Consider the following 25,891-nt stretch of genomic DNA (forward strand, 5'->3'; position numbering starts at 1 on the left):
CGGGCGTCCTCTCGTGAATTCGATCGCGAACGCTGCCGCGATCGCGATCAGGGCGACGACCTGCAGGACGCGGATCGCGAGTCTCACGGAAGGCATACCGGGACCGTCCTCGGAGGAGGGAGCGGGCACCGCCCCAAGGGCGTGTCGGGCATCTCGTCTCGATCGAACCCCGATCTCAGCCGAACAACTCCGGCACGAACTTGCCGCCATCGACGACCTTGATGGGCCGGCCGATCGGCGTGTCGACCTCCTTCGTTGCGTTCACGCCCAGGCCGTGGCAGAACGAGGCCATCAGGTCGGGGACGCTCACGGGCCGGTCCTTGACCTCGGTCCCGTCCGGGTTCGACGCCCCGATGACCTGCCCGCCGCGGACGCCGCCGCCGGCCAGGGCGACGTTGAAGACCCGGGGGAAGTGGTCGCGGCCGGCGTTCGCGTTGATCTTCGGCGTCCGGCCGAACTCGCCCATCCAGATTACCAGGGTCTTGCCGAGCATCCCGCGCTCCTTCAGGTCGCGGATCAGCGTCGCGAAGGCGGGATCCACCTGGCCGGCCAGGGTCTTGACCCGGTTGTTGACCTCCTGGTGCGTATCCCAGCCATTCGAGCGGACCTCCACGAAGGTCACGCCCGTCTCCACCAGGCGGCGGGCCAGCAGGCACCCCTGGCCGAAGGCGGTCCGGCCGTAGGCATCCCGCAGGGCGGGACTCTCCTGATCGAGGTTGAACGCCTTCATCTCCGGCGACAGCACCATCCGCGCCGTCTGCGTGTAGACCGCCCGGTGGTCCCGCACGCGATCGGCGCCGCCGTTGGTGCCGAAGCCGGCGGTCTCGAGATGATTGAGCAGGCCGAGCCGCCGCTTGAAGCGGTCGGTGGCCACCCTCGGCTGGGTGTTGTCCGGCGGTCGTTCCGCGTTCTGGATCACGAACGGCTCGAGTGACGCCCCAAGGAACCCGGCCCCGGCGGTTGCCCCGCCGATGCTGACGATGTGAGGCAGGTCGAACTTGCTCTCGCCGAGCTCCGCGGCGATCGAGCAGCCGATGTGCGGGTGCTTGAGGGTGGCCGAGGGGACGTAACCGGTGTGGAGCTGATAGGTCGCCCGCTGATGGTTCGCCTCCTTGTTGGTCATCGAGCGGACGAGCGCGATCTCCTTCATGACCTTCGCGGTCTGGCCCCAGCCTTCGGCGATCGAGATCCCCGGCACCGAGGTCTCGATGGCCTTGGTGGCGCCGCCGTGCTCGGTGCCCGGCTTGGGGTCGAAGGTCTCGAGCTGGCTCGGGCCGCCGCCCATCCAGAGGAGGATGCAGGCCATCTGCCGCTTCCGCAGCTCATCCGCCTTCAGGACCATCAGGTCCGTGAAGGTCGCGGGGAGCACGCCCGAACCCGCGCCGGCGGCGAGGCCGGCAATCCCCCAGCTCATCGTCCGGATGAAGCCGCGGCGGCTCACCACGCCCTGGCCGTTCATCCCCACCTTCACGATGCTCGACTCGTCCGTCATGTCTGACTCCCGTGGTCTGGTGCTTCCGGATCGTAGACGCTCACCGCCGCGAGATGAACTCGGTGCTGTTGACGAGGGCCCAGTTGATGTCCTCGAACGCCTCGGCGCGGTTGCCGACCCGGCCGATATAGGCGGAGCAGGTCTCCACCTCCTTCGCGTTCGGCTGCCGCGAGAGCGTGCGCAGGTAGAGCCGGTTGAGGGCCTCGCGATCGCTCGAGGACGACGCCAGGATCTCCGCCAGGACGGTCCCCGGCCGGGCCTGCGTGCGGGCCTGGACGAGCGGCCCGTTCATCAGGAAGAGGGCCTGGGGGATGGTCCCGAGGATCTCGTCCGGGCTGGCCGAGGGGTCCATCGCGAAGAGGGCACCGAACAGGGCGCGGGGGCCGCCGGCACGGACCTGCTTGTTGGCGCCCTTGCCCTGGATCGGGGCGCCGCCGAGCCCCGTCGCCTGGGCGAGCTGCGCCGGGTTCTTCACCTTCGCCACCGGCGTCTTGCCGTCGGCACCCTTGGCGGCCTTCCCCTTCTTCCCGTCCGCGGGGAGGGGCGCCGGCCGAAGGTCCTCGGGCAGTCCCAGCGCCTGGACCAGCGAATCGGCGATCTGGTCCGGCCGGAGCCGGCTCGGGCAGGCGGCGGCGAACGACGCCTTGCCCGCCGGGTTGGCCGTCGAGCGGACCCGACGCTGGTAGGCCTCGGTGTTGGTGATCGTCCGCAGCAGCCAGCGGACGTCATAGCCCCCCTTCTGCCACTGGTCCGCGAGCGTCTCCACGACCTCCTTCGCCTTCGGGGTCCGCTCGGGCCCGATGTCATCGACCAGGTCATAGAACGAGTCGCCCATGAGCACGAACCAGATCCGGTTGACGAAGGCCCGGGCGAACCAGGGGTTGTCCTGGCCCGTGATGTACGAGGCCCCGAGCACCCGCCGGCCGGGGGCGTCGAGCGTCTCCGGGAGGCTGGAGACCTCCTTGGTGGAGGACGCCAGGAAGAACCTCGGCGCCACGGGTATCTGCTTCTTGGGGTCGGCGAGATCGGGCATCGCGTACCGGGCGCGAGGGACGGCCTCCACGCTGAAGACCGGCAGTTGCCCGGCCATGCCGCGCTCGACGTTGCGGGCTCGCGTGCCGGAGAAGAAGGCGGCCAGCTCGTGGAACTGCTGCCGCTTCCAGGAGTCGGTCTTGTGGTCGTGGCATTCGGCACACTGGATCTGGACGCCCAGGAAGAGCCTGGAGACCTCGCCGGCCATCTCCACGGGCTTGGCCTCGCTGGCGAGCGAGAAGGCCACGGCGCCGTTCTCGTCCACCCGGCCGGTCGCCGTGATCATCGCGGTGACGATCTCGTCCCAGGGCCGGTTCTTGCGGAACTGCGCCTCCAGCCATTCCTCGAGCAGGTCGTAGCGGACCTGACCGGGGTTCTGGTTCGTCGCGTGGAACCGGATCGTATCCCGCCAGTAGCGGGCCCAGTTCTGGGCCATGCCGGGGCTCTCGAGCAGGGCGTCGATGAGCTTCGCCCTCTTGTCCTTGGCGCGATCGTTCACGAAGACGGCCACCTGCTCGGGAGTCGGCGGCGAACCGGCCAGGTCGAGGTGGATCCGCCGGACGAACTCCACGTCGCTGGTCGGCGGCGCGGGCTCAACCTTCGGGCTCTTCTCCCTGAGGAACCTCGCCAGCATGGCGTCGAGCTGCGCCGGCGTCAGCGTCGGCGGCGTGACCGTCCTCGCCGGCCGCTTCGGCATCGGGGTCTTCGCCGCCTGCCGCTTCGAGTCGGCCGCGTCCTTTCGGACGGCCCCATTCAGATCGCGCAGGGCCTTGAGCAATTCCCGCGATTCGCCCGCGCCGGACTTCGCCGGCGTTGCGGCCGGCTCATCCTTCATGGCTTGCTCGCCGTCCGTGTCCCGTGACATTTCCGACTGCCCGGGGGCAGGGGGCGTGGGCTTATTCGAGTCCTGATGGGCGTGGACCGCCCCGCCGACGAACTCGATCGCGAGGCCGATCGTCACGACTCGCAGGAAACCCACCCAACCCCGCCGATCGCCTCGACTCTCACTCATGGATCGATCCCCCCGCCGCGACTCCATCTCGTCCCCTGCCAGCTCGTTTCCGAGTGTTCACTCCATTGAACCCCAGGTTTCGCCCGAGGTATCACCGTTCGCTGAAGACTGTTGCTTCGGAAACAACCGAAGGTCAGTTATGCGGAGCTTAGCCCATAGTTTTTTGCTTGACTTGCTTCTCCGATACGCTAACTCTGATATTCATCCTCATTTCAACGATTTCGGTCAAAATCTGTTGCCCCATTTCTCGACGACAGGCAAGGACCGCCTCTCTTTAAGGACCTGCACATGGGCGCTACCAGCCTCCTGTCCATCGTGTTCTGCCTTGCCTCGGTCATCTGCATCGTCGGAGGGCCGCCAGGAGCCGTGCGAGGCCAGAGTCCCCATGATTACTCGGCTTCGAAGATCACAATCGAGCCGGATTTCCAGATGCGCCCACGAGAGCCCAGGCGAGTCGTGATCAAGGGTCAGAATCTAGAGAAATGCAGCTTCGTTGTTGTGACCTTCCGAGAAGAACGCCCGACATTCGTCGCCTTCGATGTGAAAAAGCCCGCCCAGTCAACGGAGGTCACCGCCATCCTTTCCTCCACGAGACCCCTAACACCTGAAAGACTCCTGGAATCGCCCGGGAAATCGCTGACGGAGGACCAGAAACTCCGTAAAGTGACGATCTGGCTACTGGATAAGAACTGGGAAGTCATTGCGGTCAAGGAAGGCCCGGATACTCTCGCGGCCCCTAAGGCCCTGCTCGCCGTAACCGGTCCCGGTGATATTGGAACTCCGATCACACCGACTCCCCTGCCTCCGAAGTCAAACCCCTATGCTCCTACCGCACCATAAGAGACAGCCCCTCCCGTCGCGGCGACGGACGGAGCCTGCGCCCCTTTTCCCTAATCCCTCGTCAGCGGACGGAGGGCCGGCCGAGCTGTTCGCTCCAGGATGAGTAGGCGGCGAACCGCTCGCGATCGGTCGCGAGCGGTTCGCCGCCCTTCTCGCAGAGCATAGCGATCGCGCGGGTGACCCAGGTTCGAGCACCAGAAACGTCGTCGCGGGCCTTTGCCACCCTCGCCAGATTGAAGAGCGAACGACCCGTCTCGCGTCGGGCTCTCCGGCGTGTCGATGCCTCAGCCTCGGATCCCTCGAGCAGAGTGGAGACCGCGGAGAGCGCGGTCAGGGCGTCCTCGTCAGCTCTGCGCGATTCACCTCCGTCAAGCCGCCAGTCAGCCCTGTCGTTAAGTCCCGCGGCCAGGGCCAGCGCATATCCCTCATGCCAAGGGGCAAGCTCCGCCAGGTCCGTAAGGAGCGTGATGGCTTCCCGAAAATCCGCGTCGCAAGAATCGCGGTGCCTGATCGACGCGCTTTCCAGGCGGGCGCGTTGATGCAGCATCTCCGCGAGGAAGAACCGGGCATCGACGCTCGGGTTAGGCGGGGAGTCCAGGTTTCTCAACTCGGGGATCATCTCGTTGATCTCCTTCTCCAGTCCGGGAGGAGGCTCTGGCCCGGGCGAGCTTTCCGCCATTCCCAGGATGGCCAGGGATCGCTGGCCCCAATTCTCTGGATTTTTGGGATGAATCCCCGCCAGGATCTCCACGGCGCGACTGTACTCCTCAAAGGCGTCGGCCCGTGAGTCGACGTCCGCCTTGAAGGCGCCGCGATAGACGCAAACATTGGCGTCGTACATGGCCACCGTCGACGGGTCAACGGGCGATTTCCGGATGACCTCCAACAACTTCCCCGCACGGTCCAGGAGCGAACCCGCCTCCTGTGACCGACCTGCCATCCTGGAAGTCTCCGCCTGGTCACACATAAAAACAAGCTTATAAATATCGAGTATCGCCGTTTCGTTCGCCGGACCAGCGGGCCGCTTCTGCTCGACGAGCGACAGGCCGCGAGAATACTGGTCCTGGGCCCCGTCGAGATCCCGCGCCACTCTCAAGAGGGCGCCGGCTCCATGGTGGACGTCGGCGACGGGCAGCACCAGGTTCGGATCCTCCTTCATCCGGTGGAGGAGTTGATCAGCCTGATCAGCGTAGAGACGCGCCATTCGGCCTTGCAGATCCCTCGCCTGTGGAGCATTCGATTTAGCCATCGTCTTCATGGACACCCGGACGTAATCGCTCAGCAAGGCTTTGTACGCATCGAGCAGCATCGAATAATCAACGAGTCGAAGCGAAAAAACGCCTCCGGTCAGTACCAGCAGGAGCCCGGCGACCATCGCCGTCGCGAGGACGCGATGGCGGTGCACGCTCCGGTAGAAACGGGCCGAGATCGGATCGTGTGCGGACACGCGTTCGCCGGCGAGCCAGCTCTCCACGTCGTCGGCCAGCTCCTTCACGGAGGCATAGCGATCGGAGGGCTTCGCGGCCATCGCCCTGAGGCAGATGGCCTCGAGCACGCGGGGGACCCGCGAATTAAGGCGGCGGGGCGGGGGGAAGTCGGCCCGTCGAATCCGCTCGAGCATCACACCGGGCGCGTCGGGGCAGTCCGCCCGCGGCGGATACGGGGCCGTCCCCGCGAGCAAATGATAGAGCGTGGCCCCCAGGCCGAAGACGTCGCTGGATGCCGTGGCCCTGCCCTCCGCCTGTTCCGGAGCCATGTACTGGGGAGTCCCCTGGACGACGCCCTCCGCCTGAGGCATCGTGACCTCGCCGGACCAGACGTCTTCCGGGCCGCCATCGCCCTCGTGCTCGGGGTCCAGCAGGGTCGCCAGCCCCCAGTCGGCGACGAGGGTCTCGCCGAACTTGTAATGATCGCGGAGCAGGACGTTGTGCGGCTTGACGTCCCGATGGATGACCCCGCGGCTGTGGGCGTAGTCGATCGCCCGGCAGGCAGCGACGAACTGGCCCAGGAGCCTCCGCAGGGCGCGGTTCCGCTCCGCCGGCGATCGCGGACCGCCGTCGCCGTGGAACGCCCGGATCTCATCGAGCAGGGTCGGACCGTCGATGAACCGCATGACGTAATAGGGACGCCCGTCATCCAGGCGGCCACGGGCGTAGGCCGGGACGATTGCCGGGTGCTCGAGCCGGCCCGTGATCTTGGCCTCCCGCTCGAGGCGAGCCTCCAGGGTCGCGTCGGACCCGAACCGCGGGCGGACCTGTTTCAAGGCCACGATCCGCCCGAATTGCTCGTCGACCGCCCTGAACACGGCGCCCTGGCCCCCTTCTCGAGGCACGGGATCGACGATCCGGAATCGGTGCGCGCCGTTCTCCCGTTCGCCCTCGGGGACGCAAAGCGTCGAGACGGCGGCCCGAAGCTCGGGATCGTCAATCGCGGCGAGCATGGCGCGCACCGAGGGGGGCAGGCCGATCGCCGTCAGGCCGCGGAGCGGGTCGTCGTCATGAAGCCTGAGGTGGTCTACGACGAGCCGGTCGAGCAGGCTTGCCCCGTCGGGGCGGATGGCTTGTCGCCCCAGCAAGACTTCCCCGATAGGCCGACGTTTGGCCCGGACCCACTCGCCGATCGCGGACTCCAGATCGGCCCGGGAGACCAGCCCCAGGCCCAGGGCGAGGGCCCCGTAGTGGAGGGCGATGCGCGGATCGGGCGTGGCCGCGAAGGCCCCGCGGATCGCCGGCTCGTGGCCGGGGAACCGCGTGAGGTATTCCTGTTCCCGGGGCGTCTCACCACGGCGCCGGCGATACGTCAGCTCCAGGGCGATCAGGTCGCCGAGGAGCTCGGCCCGTTCGTCTTCCGGGACCTCACCCAGCACGTCCTCGATCCGGGGGTAGCCTCCGGCCTGCAGCGACTGCTCGAAGCGATCGTAGACCGTGTCCTCGCCGCGGCCTCCGGGCGGCGAGCCCGTACCGCCGTCGGTCGTGGGGAGGCCATGCCGTCCCGTCGGATCGAGCGTGGATTCCTCTCCGTCATGCGACATGATCCCACCTCGTCCAGGTCTCGCGGATCTTGCGAAGGTCCCGCTCCACGGTGGCCTCGGAGAGCGACAGGTCCCGAGCGATCTCGTTGTTGCAGAAGCCCTCGAGCTTGAGCCGGGCCACCCGCCGCCGCCGGCCGTCGAGCGCCTCCAGGAACTCCGTCCAGAGGGCATCGACGACCGCGGGGTCGGGCGACGAGCCGAGGACGGCATCGAGATCCTCGTTGTCGAGATCGCCCAGGTCCGAGAACGCCACTTCCGGCCGTCGCGACCGCCGCCGCATCCGCTTGATGACCTTGCGGATCGTCAGCACGAAGAGGAGCCCCCAGAGCCCATCGCGATCCTTCAGGTCCGGGAACCGGCCCTCCCGGACGCGGAGGACGAACGTCGCCATGGCGCTCCCGGCGGCGCTCTCGGCGTCCAGCGGCGCACCCCGCGAGTGAACATATCCGGAAGCCAGGCTGACCATCCGCCCGTAGTAGGCGTCCCAGAGCGCCTCCGCCGCCGCCGCGTCGCGATTCTTGAGGTCGTCGAGCAATCGGGTCAAAGACGACTCGTGATCCATGGGCTCCCCCTGGAGCGAGGCGGTCCGGCCCGCGGGCGGACGATCCGGCGGAGAAATGCGGTTGGATTCTATCCCACCCCGATTGCCGGATTCCAGCCTCATACCCCGCCCCGACGCGCGGGGTCCAGGACGCCTCATCCTCACACCAGGGCGGGCGCGGGCGATCCCCCCCTTGGCTCTCACGATTCCTGAGATTCGATGAGGGATCGGGGCACGCCCAGGCCATCTGACTGATGGCGGGATTCTCGACCCATGCCGCGGCGAGCCATCGCGACGCCGTGCCCCCTTCATCGCGAGAGGACACCATCGATGTTTCGGACGAAGCCGAGCGAGCGGGAGACTGGATACCCGGGAGCAGGTTGCGGCGCGCTCCGCGGGCGGAGGAGCCGACCCTGGCTCGCATGCCTCGCAGCGACGTGGCTCCTCGCCGCCCCCTTCGAGGGCCGCGCGGGTGGGCCACCCCGACCTCCCAGGACGACCTGGGGTGGCTGGCCCGGCTGGGGCTGGGGATGGGGCTCCGGCTGGCCGTTCTGGGGCACCTGGACCGCGGAAACGCCGGAGAGCGCGATGCTCCACGGCCTCGCCGATGCGGCCTCGGGGATGGGCGACCTGGCCCGCGGGACCGGGAGCCTGCTCCACGACGGGGCCATCGCGGAGTCGATCCATGCCGACACGGCGATGCGAGTCAACCAGTATGCGTGGAATTGCTACCTCGAGCAGGTGCGGAGGCGCGGGGACCACCTCGAGCGACGGAAGCTCCGATGCGACCGAGCCCGGGCGCTGATCGAGGATCGGCTGCTCTTTCATCCCGAGATTCGAGACATCGATTCGGGCGACGCCCCCAATGCGCTCATCCGCTATCTCACCGGCCCCGAGGTCAGTCCCTCGGCCCTCCGAGCCCTGGCCCTGCCGTTGCCCCGTGCGGTCGGCGATCCGATGCCGCTCATCCTGAATCGCGCCCACAACGTGATCATCGCCCCCGGCCGCCTTCGGGTGAGCCATCGCTGGCCAGGGTACCTCCTCGATCCGAGCTTCGCCCGGCAGCGGCAAGCCGTCGAGCGCCTCGTGGACGACAGCCTGGCGCGGGCTGCCGGCGGTATGCCGCTGTCGGCCGCGACGACAGCGCTCGATCAGGCCGTGGCGTCACTGCGAGACCAGGTCGGACGGAGCCTCTCGTCCGGAACAGCCCGGGAGCGGGACCACGCCGGTTCGTTCCTGGAAGGGCTCGCCGCCGCATCCCGAATGCTCCGAGAACCCGATGCGGTGGAGATCATCCGCTACGTGCACGGTCATCCCGCGACAACCACGGCGGACGTCGTGCAGCTCATGTCGCGGTTCCATCTCCAGCTCGCCCCCGCGGTCAGCCCCGAGGAGCAGGATCTCTACAGGGAGCTTCATCTCGTCCTCGTGAATCAGCGATCGCGCCTCCTCGGCGACCAAGCTCGCCGGTCCGCCAGACCGATCCGGAACCTCCGCATGGCGGAGCCGGCTCCTCGGCTCGCGGGGCGCTGAGTCGCCTCGCATTCGAACCGCCCGCGCCAGGCCGCGTGACGATTGCCCCTCCCCCAAGAACCCGACCAACCGACCCGGAGAACGCATGATGTGGTCCAATACTTCGAAGGTCACGAACGGGCACGACTTCCATGACCGCACGGTGGCCCGTGGGGAGGGAGCCCCGCAGCTTACGCCCGCCCACCCGCCCGCCTCGGCGGAGAGCTTTCATCGACCATCGCCGCTCCGCAAGCAGCTCATCGAGCGGACCCTGATCATCCGCCTCGGCGCCGAGCTTCACCTCGGCGACATCGCCGCGAGCGAGGCCCTCGCCGAGTTGCAACGTCTCCTGGACACACCCGGCAACCCGCGATTCCTGCTGAACTTCGAGGCCGTCCGATACCTTTCGAGCGAGATGCTGAGCGTGCTGGCTCTTTTCTGCCGCGAGGTCCTGGGACGCGGCGGCAGGGTCCTGGCCTGCGGCCTGGACCCGCTGACGCGCGACATCCTTCACCTCAGCAGGCTGGAGCAGGTCCTCGACATCTGCTCCGACGAGGCCGAGGCCCTCGGCCTCTTGCTCCGATAAGGCGCCGGCAAGGCAGGATCTGCATCCGTCCGAATCTCAGGCCAGGATCGCGGGATCGGCCCTCTGGTGTGACCTCGCATGCCTGGCCCAGGGTCGAGAGGGACGATCGTTGGGGACGGGTCGAGCGATGAGCCTGTTTCATCGCGATCGGCCCCGTCCTTCACATCACCCCCGCGAGCCGATCCGCAGGCTCGCCTCCGCGGGCGCTTCGTCATGGAGCGCCGACCGGATCCGCCAGCCGTTCCCCTCGCGGTCGAGGCCGAATGGGCCGTGACCGAACGGATCGGCCACCGCGCGAAAGGCGGGCTCTCCGTCGCGGACGAGCGTGATGCCGGCACGGAGCAGGGCGCGGTTGACGGTCATCCGATCGACCAGCCGCCGGATGTTCCTGGCGATCCCCGCGAAGCTCGCCGCGATCGGGTGGACCTCGCGTTCCTTCGCGGCGAACTCGTCGAGCGATGCGTGCCAGGACGGGTGGGGCAGGTCGCTACGACGGGCGAGTTCCTCGATGGCCGGAGTCGTCGCTTCGAGATGCACAAGCACCTTCGCTCGATCGCCGCCGGCCAGCCGCAGGAGCGGTCCCGACTCCTTCTCGTCCCATCCGGCGTCGGCCCAGTCGGCGACGTCGAATACCGGCTTGCCCGTCGCGAGCCTGGCACGGAGCGGCGCCAGCATGAAGCGCGCTTCGGGCCCGATGGACGCCGAGGCCGGCGCAGCCGCGGGGAAGGCGTCGAGTCGTTTCACGAGGTCGTCCAGGCCGAGACGTCCCAGCGCGGGCAGGATCTCGCCCAGGGTTTCGATCACGTAGAATTCGCCGCCGCACTCCAGTAGCCGTGCAAACTGGACGCCCGCCTCGCCGAGCCGGCGGGCCAGCGTCCAGCCGGCGAAGAGATCGTCGAGGGCATCCGCCGTGCGACCCGCCGCCATGTGCCGCCGGGCGGAGAGACACGCGACGCGGATGACCTGGGTATGAATGACGTCGACTTGGCCCCGATTCAATTGCTCCGAGCTGGTGATCGCTCGATCGCGCCAACTGCATCGGTCGATGCCGGCCGCCGCGCGCAGGCGACCAAGCACCGAGTCCGCTCGTCGGATCAGGTCCACGATGCGCGGGTCGTCGAGGGGCGCGGTCCTGGACTCGCGGAGCCGGCGGCGGTCGTCGTCACCCAGGGCCCTTACCCAGTCCACGGCCCGGGAATACTCCTCGGCCGCGTCCCGATCTTCGACGCGCTGGCGAGGATAAACGAGCGGCACGAATCGCCCCAGCCAGCGGCTCAGGGGAGCCGCCAGGGAGGACCGGAGCAAGTCACGGCGGAGCATTCGTCCTCCCCAGGCTCGAGTCCTCGGCGTTCGTCCCGCTGGCGCCGCCCGAGCGGCCGACTTGTTCCACGATTCGAGACGCGCCACATTATACCTCGGCGGAACGTCCCGCATGCCCGGCGTCGGCGAGATTGCATCAATCCTTCACGAGAAGTAGCCTGAAGTCGGCCGGCCCCAAACGGCCCAGATGGAGGGAGGTTCAACTCATGAAGGACGACCGGACGACGGACCTCGTCCCGGCGACGCCGGAGTACGTGCTCGACGTGATTCGCGACTCGCATCGGCAGCAGTGCCGGTTTGATCCCGAGGCCGATCCGAGTGTCGCGCTGACGTTCGAGACCACGGTCGCCGAATGGCGAGACGCGTGCGACCTGGTCGACTGGCGAAGGCTCGGCCGTGCGCTCGACCAGGAGTGGCGGCTGGGACGCCCGGACGCGTCCTGGCGAGCTGTCCTGGAACCCGCCCGATCGCAGACGCTCCGGGACGTCTGCGAGTTCATTGCGACCGGGGCCTCGCGACCGGTCATCAGGCCGTTGACGACCCTGGGCCGCTCCTGCCGACCGGCAGGGGCCTTCCTCGCGATCCGTTCCCTGCTCCGCGAGGCGGGGACCGACGTGGATCAGGTCTCCCCCTCGACGCCCCTCCACGACTACACCCGCCGGCATCCCGCCGTCTTCCTCGGCCCGATCTCTCGCCTGGCCCCGAACACACTCCCGGCAGTCGGAGTGAGCATGCCCTGGTACGAGGCGTCTTCCTTTGCCATCCCCTGCATCGGCTTGCTTCTCCTGATCGCGGGGCTCTTCCTCGGCCCAGGATGGACGATCGCCGGCGTCGTCGTGTTTCTGGTCGGATGGGCCGGGAGCTGGCTCACGGCCGGGTTGCCGCCCGAGCGAGTCGAGTTCGGCGACCTCCGGACCTTCCGGGACCTCGCCCGTTGTCTGGCCGAAAGCGGGGACGGACAGGAGGGCGGACATGAAACGCATCGGGCCGTTTCTTGAACTCAACGTCTACGTCTGTGCTTTCCTGGCCGCGTACAGCGCGGTCCGCGAGGATCGGTCACTGACCGGGAAGGAGAAGACCGTCGTCTCGCTGTTCGCTCTCATCCCGGCGTACGTGCCGTTCTACACACTCCGGCACCTCCTGCCGGCGCGTTGCCCCGACTGCGGGACGAGGTCCCTGGATCACGCCAGGCCGTATCATCCTCCCGTCCCCGTCCAGGAACAGACTCGATGGTGCAGGTTGTGTAACCGCTCATTCCGGGGCCCCCCGGATGAGGGGGAGACGAGAGGCTTGTCCGTTACGGACTCCAGCTTCGTGAAGTCTCCGGTCGCACCTGCTGACAGCGACACGAAGCCTTCCTTTATTCCGGAGGGAAATCCCCCTCATCGATCAGTTCCCGGCGAAACTCCACGCGGTAGTCCAGATTGAGCTTGAGCACCTGGATCGTCGCCCGGCCGGCCGGCGTCAATCCCACGAGTCGTGGACCATCCCAGCGGAAATGGCGGGACCATTTGTGCCGTCGAGGATTGAAGAGCGGAACGATCTTACGTGACTTCGGATCGATCCCGGCTATGTTCGGGCCCTTGTGACGATTGCACGCGAAACAGCATAAGCAGGTATTACCACCTGTCGTCGATCCTCCATGGTGCTCCGCGATGATGTGGTCGATCTCAAACGGAAGCCTGTCTCGCAACTGTGGAACACAGCAGTATTCGCACCGGCCGCCCGCCCGACGCCAGACGAGTTCCTCCAGGGCGCGTTCCATGTGTGCTCGATCCGTCAGCGAGGATCCCCTTGGCCCTTGCGGAACTCGTTCAGTGATCGCCGAGCCTTCGACTGGATGATGTTCAGCAAATGGCCGACGAGCTCATATCGTCCCGCTTCGGCGTCCTCTTCCGTGGTGAGAGTCCCGGCTCTCGCCCTGGCGGACAGCTCGCGCATGCGGTCCTTGTCAACCTGGTCAAAATCGAGGGCCAGCAGTTCCCTCGCCGCCTCAGGAGAAAATGTTGGTCCATCGGGCCTGAAGACTCGCTTGAGGATCGAAGCCTCATTTGCGTCAACAAGAGTCCTGCTCATCTCGATTTCTCCTGAAATCATAGACGCCCTCAATCCTAGCAGTGCTGGTCTGGGAAAGCCATCGAACCATAACGGAGGTGGTCGACCCGCCCAATCCTGAAAGAGCCAGGCCGTGCCCCGCGAGTCATGCCGGAGCCAGCCCCAGCGTCTTCTGATCCGTGGCTGAGGGCTCGGCCGTCACGCCTTTCTCCTCCCACGGGATCAGGTGGAAATCCTCGACGAAGAGGACATACAGCACCGGCACCACGACCTTGGTGACGAGCGTCGCCAGCAGGAGCCCGACGATCTGGACGTAGCAGAGCGGCTCCCAGAGCGGGCCGCCGCGGATGACCAGGGGGACCAGGCCGCCGACGGTGGCGAGCACCGTCACGAGGACCGGGCGAAGTCGCACGAGGGCGGCGTCGATGACCGCCCGCCGGAGGGGCTCGCCGCGCTCGTGGGCCTCCTCGATGTACTCGAAGAGCACGATCACGTGGCTGATCACCACGCCGGCCAGTGAGGAGAGTCCGAGGAGGGCGAAGAACCCGAGCGGGACGTCGAACAGGAGCAGGCCCATCAGGCCGCCGACCATCCCGAAAGGGACGGCGGCGAAGACCACCAGCGGCTTCGTCACGCTATTGAACTGCAGGACGAGCGCGACGTAGATCGACAGGATCGACACGATCATCGCGACTCGCATCGAGGCGAACCCCTTGGCCTGCTCCTCCTTCTCGCCGCCGAACGAGACCCGGTAGCCGGCCGGCCACGACGGCGTCACCGCGGCGAGTCGCTTCTCCAGGTGCTCGACGATCCGGCTGGGCAGGAAACCCGGCGCGGCGTCGCACTTGACGGTCAGGCACCGCTCGTGATCGCGGCGGGCGATCTTCGGCGCGGCGGCCTCGGCGCGGAAGGCGGCGATCTGGTCGAGCGGCACCCGCGAACCCTCGGTGGCCGGGACGCTCAAGGTGCTCAGGTCGGTCACGCGGCTCCGCTCGTCGGGCCGGAGGCGGAGGACGACCGGGATTAATCGGTCGCGTTCGCGGATCGTCGTTGCGGTCGAACCGGAGACGGCGCCGTGGACCACGGTCGCGGCCGCCTCGTTGGTCACGCCCGCCGCGTTGGCGCGGTCGGGGTCGATCTTCAGGCCGAGGCGGAAGATCTCCGGGTCCCAGTCATCCTGGACGTCGGTGGCGCCGGGATGCTCTCGCATCAGGTCCTTGACCTGCTCGCCCAGGCGGCGGATCGTGGCCAGGTCGGGGCCGGTTAGGCGGACCTGGACGGGGATGCCGATCGGCGGGCCGGTCTCGAGCTGGTTCACCCGGACGCGGGCCGACGCGATCCGCGGCGGCAGCTCGCGGCCCAGCTTCTCCGCGAGCTTGCCCGTGCGGTGGCGATCCTTCGCATGCACCATGATCTGGGCGTATCGCGGCGCCGGCTGCTCCGGGACGACGGAGAGCCAGAATCGCGGCCCCCCCGCGCCGAGGAAGGTGGTGTAGGACTCGACCTCGTCGCCGACCAGGGCGTCGATCTCGGCGATCGCGTGCATCGCCTCCTCCTTGGTCTGCCGGATCGGCGAGCCTTCGGCCAGGAAGAGGTCCACGGTGAAGACGTTGTGCAGGTCCTTGGGGAAGAAGCTGGAGCCGATCAGCGGGATCAGGCTGGCGCCCCCGGCCAGGACGATCAGGCAGACGGCCAGCGAGGTCCACTTGTACTCCATGCAGACCTCGGAGAAGCCGTTGTACAGCCGAGCGAACCGCGAGCCCTTGCCGCCGTCCGCGAGCCCGGCCTCGAGCCCGAGCTGGCCCCGCAGCATGATCCGGCCGAGCATCGGCACGAACGTCATGGAGACGATCCGGCTGGCCACCAGCGAGGCCGTCACGACGACCGGCAGGGAGTAGATGAACTCGCCGACCACGCCCGTCACCAGCAGGAGCGGCAGGAAGGCCACGCAGTTGGTGATCGTCGCATAGAGGATCGCGCGGGCGAGCTTCTGGGGGCCCAGCCAGGCGGCCACGTCCCGGGGTGCGCCGTGGGCCATCTCCCGGTTGATCGCGTCGCCGGCCACCACCGGGTCGTCGACGAGCAGCCCCAGCGCGATGATCAGCGCGGCGATCGAGACCTGCTGGAGGTCGATCCCGACCGCGGCGCAGGCCCCCAGGGTCATCGCCAGAGTGATCGGGATCGAGAGCGCCACGAGCAGGGCGCTCCGCCACTCCATGAACAGCAGCGCGACCACGACCACGATGACCACGGCCTCGATCAGGCAGTCGTCGAACTCGTGGATCTTCCGTTCCACCCGCTCGGCCTCATCGCTGGTCCGCTCGACCCGGAGGTCGGCGGGGAGGACGCCCCGGAGGGACTCGAGCGCCGCGTCGACGTCGCGCGAGAAGTCCGCGATGTGCGTCCCCTTGACGTGGCGGACGGCCAGCGTGACTGCCCGGGTCGTGATGAGCGGGGCCGGCCGATCGGCGCCCGCACCGGGCTCCCCCTTCACGCTCCGGAAGTTGAGGGCTCGCGGCGGGTCCTCGTAGCCGCGGACGATCTCGGCGAGGTCGCGGAGATAGACGGGATAGCCGTCCTTGCCGTCGACGACGATGTCCGCGAGATCCGCGTGGCCCAGCAGCTTGCCGGTCGGCTTGACCACGAGCGAGCCCCGGCTGAGCTCGACCTCGCCGCCGGGTACGTCGAGGTTCCGGGCGGCGAGGAGGCGGCCGAGCGTCTGCATGTCCAGGCCCGAAGCGCCGAGCCGACGGCCGCTCAGGTAGAGGTAGACGGCCTCCTCGACGACGCCGAGCAGCTCGATCTTGCCCACGCGGGGCGACTGGCGGAGCCGGTCCTGGATCCGGTCGGCGAAGCGGTGGAGCTGCTCGTAGGAGTAGCGGGCGACCCCGCCGGGCTCGTCGCGGACCGCCCGCCGCAGCGCGGCCGGCAGGTCGTCGAGCGACTCGACGATGGCGGGGGGCCAGATGTCGGGATGGCCCAGGCCGGCGGCGAGCGTCTCCGCCTTCCATCGCGTGAGCTCCGCGTCGAGCCTCCCCCGATCGACGCCCGGCGCCAGGCGGACGTCGATGGCCCCCGCGCCGAGCATGCCGACGAATCGACCGTCCTCGGCGATCTTCCGTCCGGCCAGGTCGCGAAGGAACGCCCGGCCAAGACGCTCCACCAGCGATGGATCGAGGCCGGCCGGGTGGACGAGCACGACGCTGGCCCTGCGGTCGCGGAGCCCCTCGGGCCGAGCGGTCCGGACCTCGGCCAGCCGACGGGCGACGGCCTCGGCGTGGCGGTCGATCTCGAAGTCCGGGACCGGCGGGCTGGAGAGCGTCAGCATCAGGGCGACGGTGTCGCCGAAGTCCTTGTCGAGCCTCGGCCGGAGCGGGACGCCGCCCACGGTCGGCAGGTCGGACATCGCGGCGAGCTTGCCCTCGAGATCGTGCCAGACCTCCTGGGCATCCTTCGTGGAGTCGTAGAGGTCCACGAAGACGACGGAAAGGTCCTGGCGGCTGACCGAACGGACGTGCTCGACGGCCGGGTTCTCCGCCAGGCGCTTCTCGACCTTGCGCGACAGCTCGAGCTCGACCTCCTGGGCCGAGGCCCCCGGATAGGACGTCAGCACGACGCCGCTGCGGATCTGAATCAGGGGATCCTGGCGCTGCGGCATGGCGGTGTAGGCGTAGGCACCCCAGGCCAGGGTCGCGACCAGGAGGGTCCAGGCGATCGGCCCCCGGTAGACGAAGAACTGGGCCACGGTGAGGCGGTCGCCGTGGGAAGGGCGGGCGTGATCGGGGGCGGGGGCGGGGGCGGGCTCCATGCCTTCCACGGGGCTACTCCTCCACCACGACGGCGCGGCCGTCGGTCAGCCGGTGGACGCCGGCGATCACCACCCGGTCCCCGGTCGCGAGGACCTGGCTCGAGCCGGACGTCGGGGCGGCGGAGATGACCGCCCTGTCGTCGATGACGTCCTCGATCGTCGCCTGTCGGCGGCGGACGACCCGGCCGTTCGGCTCATCCACGACGACGAACGCGTCGCAGCCGGGACCGGCCGTCCTCGGCACGAGCGCCGCCAGGGGGAGGAGCGGGGCGATCGACTCTCGGCCAAGGTGGACCGTGGCGATCATCCCGGGTCGTAGCCCCCGGGGTTCGTCGACGCGGATCTCGACCGAATACGTCCGCGTCCTGGGGTCGGCCGCCGAACCGATCTTGTAGACAACGCCGCGGAATCGCTCCTCGGGGAGGGCGTCGCTGGTGACCTCCGTGGGGGCACCGAGCCTGATCCGGCCGACTAGCGTGTCGGGCACGCCGAAGGCGATGACCACGCTCGACAGGTCATGGACGACGAACGCCGGCTGCCCCGCGGCCACTCGCTGGCCGAGGTCCACCGACCGCGACGCGACCGTCGCCCGCTCGAAAGGGGAGACCAGCGAGCAATAGGACAGGTTCGCCTCGGCCTGATCGAGCGCAATCCGGGCCGACTGCACCTCGCGACGGGCCACCGCGACCGCCGCACGCGCGGAGGCATCCCGGGCGCGGGCCGTGTCCATTTCCGAGGCCGTGGCCGAGGCCCGCTTGAGGAGCCGCTCCGCACGGTCGCATTCGACCCGGGCGAGCCCCGCCTCCGCATCCGCCTGGTCGCGTTTCGCCTCGGCCGCCGCCAGCCGTTCCGCCGCCATGTCCCGATCGCGGCGGTGGTCCCGCGCATCGAGCTTCGCCAGCGGGGTCCCCCGCGGGATCACGTCGCCTTCGTGCAGCGTGTGAGTCCGCCCGTCCGGCCCGGCCACCTCCCGCAACGAATCGACCGTCCCGGCCACCCGGAACGACAACTCAGCCCGCTGGACCTCCTTAACCGCCGCGTGGTAATTCAGTCCCGCCTCCAGCCGTTCCGGCCTGAGGACCGCCACCCGGACCGTCGCTGGCTGCTCCGCGCCGGGCTTCTCCGCCCGCGCCGCCACGCGATCCGCCACCCAACCTCGTCCCCAGACGGCCAGGCCCGCAAACGCAAACAAGAGCAAGATCCGAATCGTCGCTTTCCGACGATCCGTAGGTCGCGAAGACAAAAAAACGCCTCGTGGCGCAGCAAGGCCGAGCGAGGACACGGTCGCCATTTCGAAGTCCCTCCCGGGAACCGGGGTTCTACGGACCGTCGATTTCCGACGATTCGTAGGTCAAGAATAAGGGGGGGACCGACAGGAGTCAAGCCGTGGCGGCCTCGGACCAGGAAAGAGGATGCCTAAGGTGCTACTTCGACGAGGGATGTGATCGCCTTGATGGCCGGTTCGTCGGCGAAGGCATGCTCATAGATTCGGAGATAAGTGGATGGATAGTCCCATTCAGCCTGGAGGGGCTTCCAGCCGTAGCCGTCGAGCAGGACGTGGATGCTGGAGCGGAGGATGGCGAGCGGCGTCGCCGACAGGAGGCCTTCGAGCATCCGGCCGTGATTGACCCTCAGGTTGTGGGAGCCGAGGACCATCGCGAGCATCGCGAAGGTGAGGTCACCCGAGGTGAGCGGGGAGGGCAGGGCGAGGTCGCCGGCGGCGATGGCCTCATCGACGACCCCGCGGATCCAGCCCATGACACAATCGTCCTGTCGCTCCATGGCCTCGCGGCGGGCGGCGGAGGCCCGGTTCTCCAGGTCGGCCATCTTGATGATCTGCTCGGACCGGAAGGAATGGGGGTGCTTGATGGTGAACAGCTCGTCGGCGACCCCGAGGGCGCAGAGCCGCTCGCGAGGCCGGCCCTGGAACGTGAGGGCCCTGGTGAAGAGGGCCAGCCGGTGTTCGGTGCTCTGGATCAAAAGCGCGGCGACGAGGTCCTCCTTGGTGGCGAAGTGCTGATAGACCGTCCACTTGGAGTACTCGGTCGCCTCCGCCACCCGGTCCATCGTCAGCCCGGCATACCCCTGCTCGATGAGGATCTTCCGCGCCACGTCCAGGAGCATCAGCTCCCGCTGCTGAACCTCGCGCTGTTTCCGGGTGAGCGTGCTCATGCCGTTATTATGCGGGCGGTTCGGAGGGGTTGTCGAGTTGGGGGGGTGAGGAAAAACCAGCCGGGCGGGGCTGAAGTCTCGCTTAGGCGTTTCGCTTTGGTACGATTAGTGACGGCGATGCGCTTAGAATGACTTGGTGATCGGAACAAGTCGAAGAGGAGTGGCAATGGCAATCCCCAAGTGCAGATTCTTCGCTCATGCACGCCGAGTTGATGAAACCGACGAACTAACACACCAAGCCTGCCTTGCGGTCAACGCTGACCGCGCAGAATCGGAAGCTCTGTTCGGAAACCAAACAATACATCATATTATTCAATATATAAAATAATGATTAGAAACGCACTCGAGAACCGCCACCTGGCCGGACTTGCTCGTCGCTATCGCCTGCCTCGCACATCACACCCCCGCAAACTCACCAAAAGGCTCCATGGGCAATTGATCCGTTAATTTCCAACATTCATGCAATCACGTATATCAGATAATATGAGCCCGAGGCAACAAGCCCTAACTCACATGATGGAGAACTCTGATGGCCGACAAGATTCTGCCCAATGACAAACCTGAACCCGTCACGGATCCCGCCCCGGGCACTCCCACGCCACGCGACCCAAGAATGCCCACCAAGAAGCTCTACAGAGATTACAAGCTAGTCCGCGCGGGGATCGAGCACGAGAACAACCTCTTGAATCACCGCTTCACTTGGCTATTTGCCACCCACACGTTTCTATTTGCCGCCCTGGGGTTCATTTGGACTCGGACTTACGAATCTCCTGGGGAAGTCTCCGGTATTTTTCGGATGGGATTTCTCCAAATGACAATATCTCACACCCCGCCCGTCAATCATCATGACAAAATCGAGATTCTCGTGATGTATGGCCTGATATGCATTCTTGGTATATTGTTTTGTTTATACATAGGGAGGTCAATCTATCTAGCTGGAAAGCAGATTGATTATCTGGAAATGTGGTGGCTTCTCCAATACGCAAATTCGGGCTTACCAACAGAGGACGAGACCGCCCAGGGAACGACGAGCGGGCACACACCACAGGCCACCACCAGATCAATCATTGACAAATTGTTCAAGACAAATTGTATTAAATCAATCGAACAAACGCGATCGCGAACACGCGCGGAATTCTATTTGAGCAATTATGATTTCATGAGACATGCTCTGGACACCAAATACCCGCCGATCAACGGCATATTTAGGTGTGAGATATTTCAACTAAGCCACCTGCCGATTATTTTAGGTGTTTTTTGGACATTTTGTTTCCTTTTAGTGGCGGTTTTTGGCTTCAGATCGCTTCTTTAACTTGATTGCGAGCATGGCTGGTGTAGGATGGCGAATCTTCGAATTCGAAATCAGCCATCCTTGGTTGGATTGACCTTTGAGAAGTGAACCGGTCGACGCGATCTCTGCTAACCACTTTCTCGAGTCGGACAGACCCTAGCTACTTGGCAATCCGCAATCCCCGCGTGCGAATCTCCCCTGGGGGTTTCTCTCCACATCTTGGCTGGTGCGGAGGGGGGCAGACCTTTCGAATTATCAAGAGCTGCCTGAAATCGCAGGGAGATGCGCAGAAATGGACCAGGCTAGATCTACCCAGCTTTTCACACGGGGATTGCTCTTCGAGGCCGTCCAGTCCCTGCGTCTTTTCCCGGACTCCAAGACGTTTCCCGACATGGTCCCGCGTAAGTTCGATCTCACGGAGGAGAACACGGAGGAGATCCTGGAGGGATTCGCGAAGATCTGCGAGGAGTCGTTCCTCAATCCGATCGAGAGATTCGCAGCAGGACTCGCGACAACAACTCGCGGAGAACACGCCGGCCGACTCGACCGGTTCGGAGGGTCGAGGGGGCTCGGCGAATCCCTCGCCAGTTTCCGCAGCCGCCTGAAGGATTTCGTCGACGACCACTTCCAGAAACTCCCCACGCGGACGGCGAGGTTCTCGAAGTTCGAGCTTCCAGGCCTGACCCTGGAAGCGTACATCGACGCCGAATGGGATGCCCTGAGGCGAGACCCCGCGTCGATGCCTCCGGCGGCCTTCCAGGGGACGCTCATGAAGCTGGATTACCCCTACGTCGTGGCGGGGGGGCGGTTCGACGAGGTCTTCTACTGGGACGCGTACTTCACCGCCGAGGGGCTAGCCCTGTCCAAGCACGTCGACCTCGTCAAGGACATCGTCCGGAACCAGACACTGATGATCCGACGCCTCGGGTTCATCCCCAACGGCAGCCGGACGTACTTCGCCACGCGGTCACAGGCCCCGTTCTATCACGCGATGCTCGACCTGCTCGCCCGCCACGGAGAGACCGAGTTCGTGGAGCAGGCCCGCGTGCCGGACGGGCAGGGGGGCTCGATCGGGCTCGTCGAGATGCTGGAGGACGAGCATAAGTTCTGGATGGATCAGGTGGGCACCTTTCAGGGCCGCGTCGTCACGCTCGAGAACGGTCTCGTCCTCAACCGCTACTGGGATCACTTCCGGGACGAGTCCGCCCATCCTCGCGTCCAGCCCCGACCCGAAGCGTATTACGAGGACATCGCCACGTTCACCCGCTCGGGTCTGAAGACGGATCAAGAGGCTGAAACCCTCTATCGCCACCTCCGCGCCTCGGCCGAATCGGGCTGGGACTTTTGCAGCCGATGGTTCCGGCCGATCCCGGATGACCAGGGAGTCATTCGCCGCGAACTTCACACGATCCGCACGACCGAGATCTTGCCCGTCGACCTCAACGCCCTCCTGTTCGCCATGGAGACGAGCCTCCACCGATGGACCGGAAAGCCGGAGTACAAACAGGTCGCGGAGCGCCGGAAACGGGCGATCATCGAGACCTTCTGGAACGAGGAACACGGCTGGTTCTTCGACTACTCCCGCGAAGACAGGGCCCAGACCGATGTCTGGAGCCTGGCCGGCGCCTATCCGCTGTTCGCAAAGCTCCTGGACCCGGAAGACCCGGCGGACAAGACGAGGCTGGGCCGCATGATCGCGACCCTCCGTGACAGCGACCGGTTCCTGAAGGAAGGCGGCGTCGTCAGCACCTTGCTGGAGACGGGCGAACAGTGGGACTCGCCCAACGGCTGGGCCCCCCTCCAGTGGGTCGTCATCCGGGGACTCCTGAACTACGGCGAACGGGACCTCGCCCGGGAGATCGCCCGGCGGTTCGTCGCCTGCGTGGGGATCACCTACGAGCGGCACGGCCGAATCATGGAGAAGTACAACGTCTGCGACCCCGCTGTCATCGCCGGAGGGGGAGAATACGCCGTCCAGGACGGGTTCGGCTGGACGAACGGGGTCGTCAAGGCCCTGATCCACGAGTTCCGCCGGGAGTGGAACGAAGACCCCATGATGAAGGGCCTCATGGAATAGATCGCAGCGTTCAAACACTCCCCGCCATGTCCGACTCCGTGCTCGCCGCCGGGAACCCGGCGGCGATGTGGTCGACGGCGCGGGCGAGGGCGGATTCGGGGTCGCCGTGGGCGGCGACGACGCGGGCGGCGGCACGGGCGGAGGGGCGGCCGTGGGGCATCGCGACGCCCAGGCCCGCCCAGGAGAGCATCGAGACGTCGTTGTTGCCGTCGCCGAAGGCGAGCACCGCTTCCCGCGGGATGCCCGCCGACGTCGCGACGGCCGCGACGCCGTCGGCCTTGTGGGCCTCGGCGGCGGTCAGCTCCAGGCTCCAGTCATCGGTGATCATCGCGTAGACCCGCGGGTCGCGGCGGGCGGACAGCTCGGCGAAATCCGCCGCGATCCGCGCGGGGACGGCCGACCAGGTCACCTTCTCCGCCGGTTGGTTCGACAAGGTCCGCAGGTCGGCGACCGTCACGTGGTCGTTCCCGGTCGCCTGCCGGTAGGCGTCCACCCAGTGGGTCTCAGCCTGGACGAAGATGCCGCCTTCCAGCCAGAGCATCACGGTATGGCCCCGGTCCAGGCCCTCGGCCACGAGCGAGGCGGCGACCTCCGGGGCGAGCCAGGCGCGATGGAGGACCTCGCCGGTCCTCGGGTGCTCGACCCGGGCCCCGTGGCTGCTCACGACATAATCGTCCAGCCCGAGCTCCTCGCAGTAGGGCAGCATGTTGGCATGCCGGCGGCCCGAGGCCAGGATCACCCGGCAGCCCAGGTCCTGGAGCCGCTTCACCGCGCGGCGATTGGCGCGGCCGATCCGCTTGTCCGGGCCGACGAGCGTGTCGTCGATGTCGATCGCCGCCAGTGCGTAGGGGAATGTGCTTCTCACCATGGGTCTCTCCTCGGTCCGTTAGAGCCAGATTCGATTCCGCCTGCGGGAGAGGGATCGCCCCCTCGACGGCCGGTCCACTCAGGAAGTCAGGGCAGGGGCCGGGATGGCCCCGCGATCCTCGCCGCGGCCGAGCGTGGCGCCCGCGGCGATCGCGATCGCCAGGCCGAAGGCCACCACCAGGAGCAGGGCGACCGGCAGCCCCATCGCCTCGGAGAGCACGCCGATCACGGGCGGGCCGGCGAGGAAGCCGAGGTAGCCGATCGTCGAGACCGACGCGATCGCGCCGCCGGGGTCGGCCCCGCTCCCGGCCGAGCGGAAGATCACCGGCACGGCATTGGCCAGCCCGACGCCGACCATCGCGAAGCCGATCATCGCCGCCGGCAACGTTCGTCCGGCGAGCGCCAGACCCAGGCCGATCGCCACCAGCAGGCCGCCGCCGCGGAGCACCGCCGCGGGCCCAAGCCGCTGGGTCAGCCGATCGCCCAGGAACCGCGCGAGCGTCATGGCGGTCATGTAGGACGTGAACCCGACCGCGGCCGACGCGGCCGACACCCCCAACGTCCCCGCGAGATAGACCGCCGACCAGTCCGCCACCGAGCCCTCGCAGAACAGTCCCAGGAACGCCAGCAGCCCCAGCGGCAGGAGCCGGCCCTTCGGCCAGATCGATGCCCCGCGAGGCGACCCGTCCGGAGCCGCGGCCTCGGCATCGTCGCCCGTCCGCAGGTGAGGAGCCGAGGCGATCGTCAGCGCGAGCAGGACCACGCTCGCCAGTCCCATCGTCAGCAGCGGCGGAGAACCGAGCCGCAGGGCGACTGCGGCCCCCCCGGCCCCCGCGAGCGAACCGAGGCTCCAGCAGCCGTGGCAGCTCGACAGGATCGGCCTGGCCGCCTCGCGCTCGACCCCGACCGCCTGGGCGTTGGCGGAGACGTCGATCGTCCCCTTGATGGCCCCATAGAGGAACGCGGCGGCGGTGAACAGCGGGAGCCCTCCCCCGACCACGACCGCCAGGGCGATCAGCGGGACGATCATCGCATAGAGGAAGGCCGCGACCAGGAGCACTCGCCGACTCCCGTGGCGAGGGATCAGGCGACCGGCGACGGGCATCGCCACCAGGCTTCCGATCACCATCGCGAAGAGCGGCACACTCAGCCCGCCGTCGCTCAGCCTGAGCGAGTCCTTGAAGGTCGGCAGGTGCGCCGCCCACGGCCCGAAACCCAGCCCGTCCACCGCGAACATCGCAAGCACGGCCCACCTCGACCGCTCGAGGCTCGACTCTCCCGGTTTCTCGCGAGCCGTCCGAAGCCATGGGAACGACATCATGTCCACCTTTCCAAAACCTGCACGATACCGCCTGAACCTTCCCGTTCCAGCGGAATCATAGGATACAGCCCCTTTGAATCAAGAGATTTCGTGAAATTTCACGCAATCCACAAGAGGGATGCTGCAATCTCGTGCAGAAACGATTAAGCTCCGGGCATCACCGGGAGGCCTCTCCATGCTGACCGCCGAACGTAAGCGATGGCTGCTGGACGTGTTGAAGACCGAGGGGAAGCTCCTCGCCTCGGACCTGAGTAAACGGCTAGGGGTGTCCGAGGACACGGTCCGCCGGGATCTCCGGGAGCTGGACAAGGCGGGACTCTTGCAGCGGGTGCACGGCGGGGCCTTGCCGCGGTCGCCGACGTCGATCGAGTACGCCGAACGCGAGAAGGAATCCGCCGAGGCGAAGGGGGAGATCGGGGAGGCGGCGGCCCGCCTCCTGAAGCCCGGGGAGGTGGTGGTGATCGACGGCGGGACGACGCCGCTGGCGGTGGCTGAACGATTGCCGGCCGACCTGGCGCTCACCGTGGTCACCCATAGCTTGCCGGCGGTCGAGGTGCTCTCCGCGCATCCGAGCGCGGAATGCGTCGTCGTGGGCGGGCGGCTCATCAAGCGGTATCGGGCGACGGTGGGGATCGCCGCGGTGGACGCTTACCGGATGATCCGCCCGGACGCGTGCGTGATGGGGGCCGCCGGCGTCCACCCCGCGGCGGGGGTGACGATCTATGACGGCGAGGAAGCCGAGGTGAAGCGAGCGATGGTCGAGCACGCCAGCCGCGTGATCGTCGTCGTGGCGGGGGAGAAGCTGGGGACCGTCGCCCCCTACCTCTTGATCCCCGCAAGCCGGATCACCCACCTGGTCACCGATCCGAGCGCGTCGCCGGAGGTGATGCAGTCGCTCCGCGAGCTGGGCGTGGAGATCGTGGTGGCCTGAGCG

The 25,891-nt window shown here is 67.2% G+C and carries 19 protein-coding genes; 7 read left to right on the forward strand and 12 right to left on the reverse strand.

From position 1 onward, the window contains the following. Positions 1 to 175 precede the first annotated feature (175 nt). Both G6O54_RS02770 and G6O54_RS02775 read right to left on the reverse strand, forming a co-directional pair. Positions 176 to 1,492, reverse strand: coding sequence for a DUF1501 domain-containing protein (locus tag G6O54_RS02770; RefSeq protein WP_165219925.1), 1,317 nt, complete (start codon positions 1,490 to 1,492; stop codon positions 176 to 178). A gap of 40 nt (positions 1,493 to 1,532) precedes the next feature. Then, positions 1,533 to 3,536, reverse strand: coding sequence for a DUF1549 domain-containing protein (locus G6O54_RS02775; protein ID WP_165219927.1), 2,004 nt, complete (start codon positions 3,534 to 3,536; stop codon positions 1,533 to 1,535). 456 nt (positions 3,537 to 3,992) lie between these two features. Here G6O54_RS02775 and G6O54_RS02780 point away from each other — a divergent pair, with 456 nt between their 5' ends. Beyond that, entirely contained in the window at positions 3,993 to 4,376 is a 384-nt protein-coding gene (locus tag G6O54_RS02780) for a hypothetical protein (protein WP_165219929.1), read from the forward strand. Positions 4,377 to 4,437: 61 nt separating this feature from the next. Here the strand turns inward: G6O54_RS02780 and G6O54_RS02785 are convergent, their stop codons facing one another. Further along, positions 4,438 to 7,407, reverse strand: a complete 2,970-nt coding sequence (locus G6O54_RS02785) for a serine/threonine-protein kinase (protein WP_165219931.1) — start codon at positions 7,405 to 7,407, stop codon at positions 4,438 to 4,440. After that, positions 7,397 to 7,969 carry an ECF-type sigma factor gene (locus G6O54_RS02790; RefSeq protein WP_165219933.1) on the reverse strand — a complete coding sequence of 191 codons (573 nt, stop codon included), beginning with the start codon at positions 7,967 to 7,969 and terminating at the stop codon, positions 7,397 to 7,399. The genes G6O54_RS02785 and G6O54_RS02790 overlap by 11 nt, the downstream gene beginning before the upstream one ends. A gap of 567 nt (positions 7,970 to 8,536) precedes the next feature. Here G6O54_RS02790 and G6O54_RS02795 point away from each other — a divergent pair. Together G6O54_RS02795 and G6O54_RS02800 are read left to right on the forward strand one after the other, a co-directional pair. Next, on the forward strand, positions 8,537 to 9,481 hold the full coding sequence (locus G6O54_RS02795; protein ID WP_165219935.1) for a hypothetical protein: 945 nt from the start codon (positions 8,537 to 8,539) through the stop codon (positions 9,479 to 9,481). 85 nt (positions 9,482 to 9,566) lie between these two features. Continuing rightward, positions 9,567 to 10,046: an STAS domain-containing protein gene (locus tag G6O54_RS02800; protein ID WP_165219937.1), complete on the forward strand. Its 480-nt coding sequence runs from the start codon at positions 9,567 to 9,569 to the stop codon at positions 10,044 to 10,046. 165 nt (positions 10,047 to 10,211) lie between these two features. Here the strand turns inward: G6O54_RS02800 and G6O54_RS02805 are convergent, their stop codons facing one another. Further along, entirely contained in the window at positions 10,212 to 11,366 is a 1,155-nt protein-coding gene (locus G6O54_RS02805; protein ID WP_165219939.1) for a hypothetical protein, read from the reverse strand. 206 nt (positions 11,367 to 11,572) lie between these two features. On the opposite strand from G6O54_RS02805, the gene G6O54_RS02810 reads away from it, so the two are divergent. Next, a complete protein-coding gene (locus tag G6O54_RS02810) occupies positions 11,573 to 12,364 on the forward strand; it encodes a hypothetical protein (RefSeq protein ID WP_165219941.1) in 792 nt (263 codons plus the stop codon). A gap of 362 nt (positions 12,365 to 12,726) precedes the next feature. On the opposite strand, the gene G6O54_RS02815 is transcribed toward G6O54_RS02810, so the two are convergent. From G6O54_RS02815 to G6O54_RS02835, 5 genes are all read right to left on the reverse strand, one after another. Then, positions 12,727 to 13,131 carry an HNH endonuclease gene (locus G6O54_RS02815; protein ID WP_165219943.1) on the reverse strand — a complete coding sequence of 135 codons (405 nt, stop codon included), beginning with the start codon at positions 13,129 to 13,131 and terminating at the stop codon, positions 12,727 to 12,729. A 14-nt stretch (positions 13,132 to 13,145) separates the two neighbouring features. Continuing rightward, a complete protein-coding gene (locus G6O54_RS02820) occupies positions 13,146 to 13,463 on the reverse strand; it encodes a hypothetical protein (RefSeq protein WP_165219945.1) in 318 nt (105 codons plus the stop codon). Between the two features lie 103 nt (positions 13,464 to 13,566). Then, entirely contained in the window at positions 13,567 to 17,229 is a 3,663-nt protein-coding gene (locus tag G6O54_RS02825; RefSeq protein WP_165220148.1) for an efflux RND transporter permease subunit, read from the reverse strand. Between the two features lie 13 nt (positions 17,230 to 17,242). Next, complete coding sequence (locus tag G6O54_RS02830) at positions 17,243 to 18,421, reverse strand: efflux RND transporter periplasmic adaptor subunit (RefSeq protein ID WP_165219947.1); 1,179 nt, start codon at positions 18,419 to 18,421, stop codon at positions 17,243 to 17,245. Positions 18,422 to 18,645: 224 nt separating this feature from the next. After that, positions 18,646 to 19,401: a TetR/AcrR family transcriptional regulator gene (locus G6O54_RS02835; RefSeq protein WP_165219949.1), complete on the reverse strand. Its 756-nt coding sequence runs from the start codon at positions 19,399 to 19,401 to the stop codon at positions 18,646 to 18,648. Positions 19,402 to 19,930: 529 nt separating this feature from the next. Between G6O54_RS02835 and G6O54_RS02840 the strand changes: the two genes are divergently transcribed. Both G6O54_RS02840 and G6O54_RS02845 read left to right on the forward strand, forming a co-directional pair. Further along, positions 19,931 to 20,713 (forward strand): hypothetical protein, encoded by a 783-nt coding sequence (locus G6O54_RS02840; protein WP_165219951.1) that lies wholly within the window; start codon positions 19,931 to 19,933, stop codon positions 20,711 to 20,713. 271 nt (positions 20,714 to 20,984) lie between these two features. After that, positions 20,985 to 22,769 carry a trehalase family glycosidase gene (locus tag G6O54_RS02845; RefSeq protein WP_165219953.1) on the forward strand — a complete coding sequence of 595 codons (1,785 nt, stop codon included), beginning with the start codon at positions 20,985 to 20,987 and terminating at the stop codon, positions 22,767 to 22,769. Between the two features lie 10 nt (positions 22,770 to 22,779). Here the strand turns inward: G6O54_RS02845 and G6O54_RS02850 are convergent, their stop codons facing one another. Then, complete coding sequence (locus G6O54_RS02850) at positions 22,780 to 23,637, reverse strand: Cof-type HAD-IIB family hydrolase (RefSeq protein ID WP_165219955.1); 858 nt, start codon at positions 23,635 to 23,637, stop codon at positions 22,780 to 22,782. 78 nt (positions 23,638 to 23,715) lie between these two features. Then, positions 23,716 to 24,957, reverse strand: coding sequence for an MFS transporter (locus G6O54_RS02855; RefSeq protein WP_250846689.1), 1,242 nt, complete (start codon positions 24,955 to 24,957; stop codon positions 23,716 to 23,718). A 175-nt stretch (positions 24,958 to 25,132) separates the two neighbouring features. Between G6O54_RS02855 and G6O54_RS02860 the strand changes: the two genes are divergently transcribed. Further along, positions 25,133 to 25,888, forward strand: coding sequence for a DeoR/GlpR family DNA-binding transcription regulator (locus tag G6O54_RS02860; RefSeq protein ID WP_165219957.1), 756 nt, complete (start codon positions 25,133 to 25,135; stop codon positions 25,886 to 25,888). The last annotated feature ends 3 nt before the right edge of the window (positions 25,889 to 25,891 follow it).

Origin of the sequence: Aquisphaera insulae, assembly GCF_011064615.1 — a bacterium.
Lineage (GTDB): Bacteria > Planctomycetota > Planctomycetia > Isosphaerales > Isosphaeraceae > Aquisphaera > Aquisphaera insulae.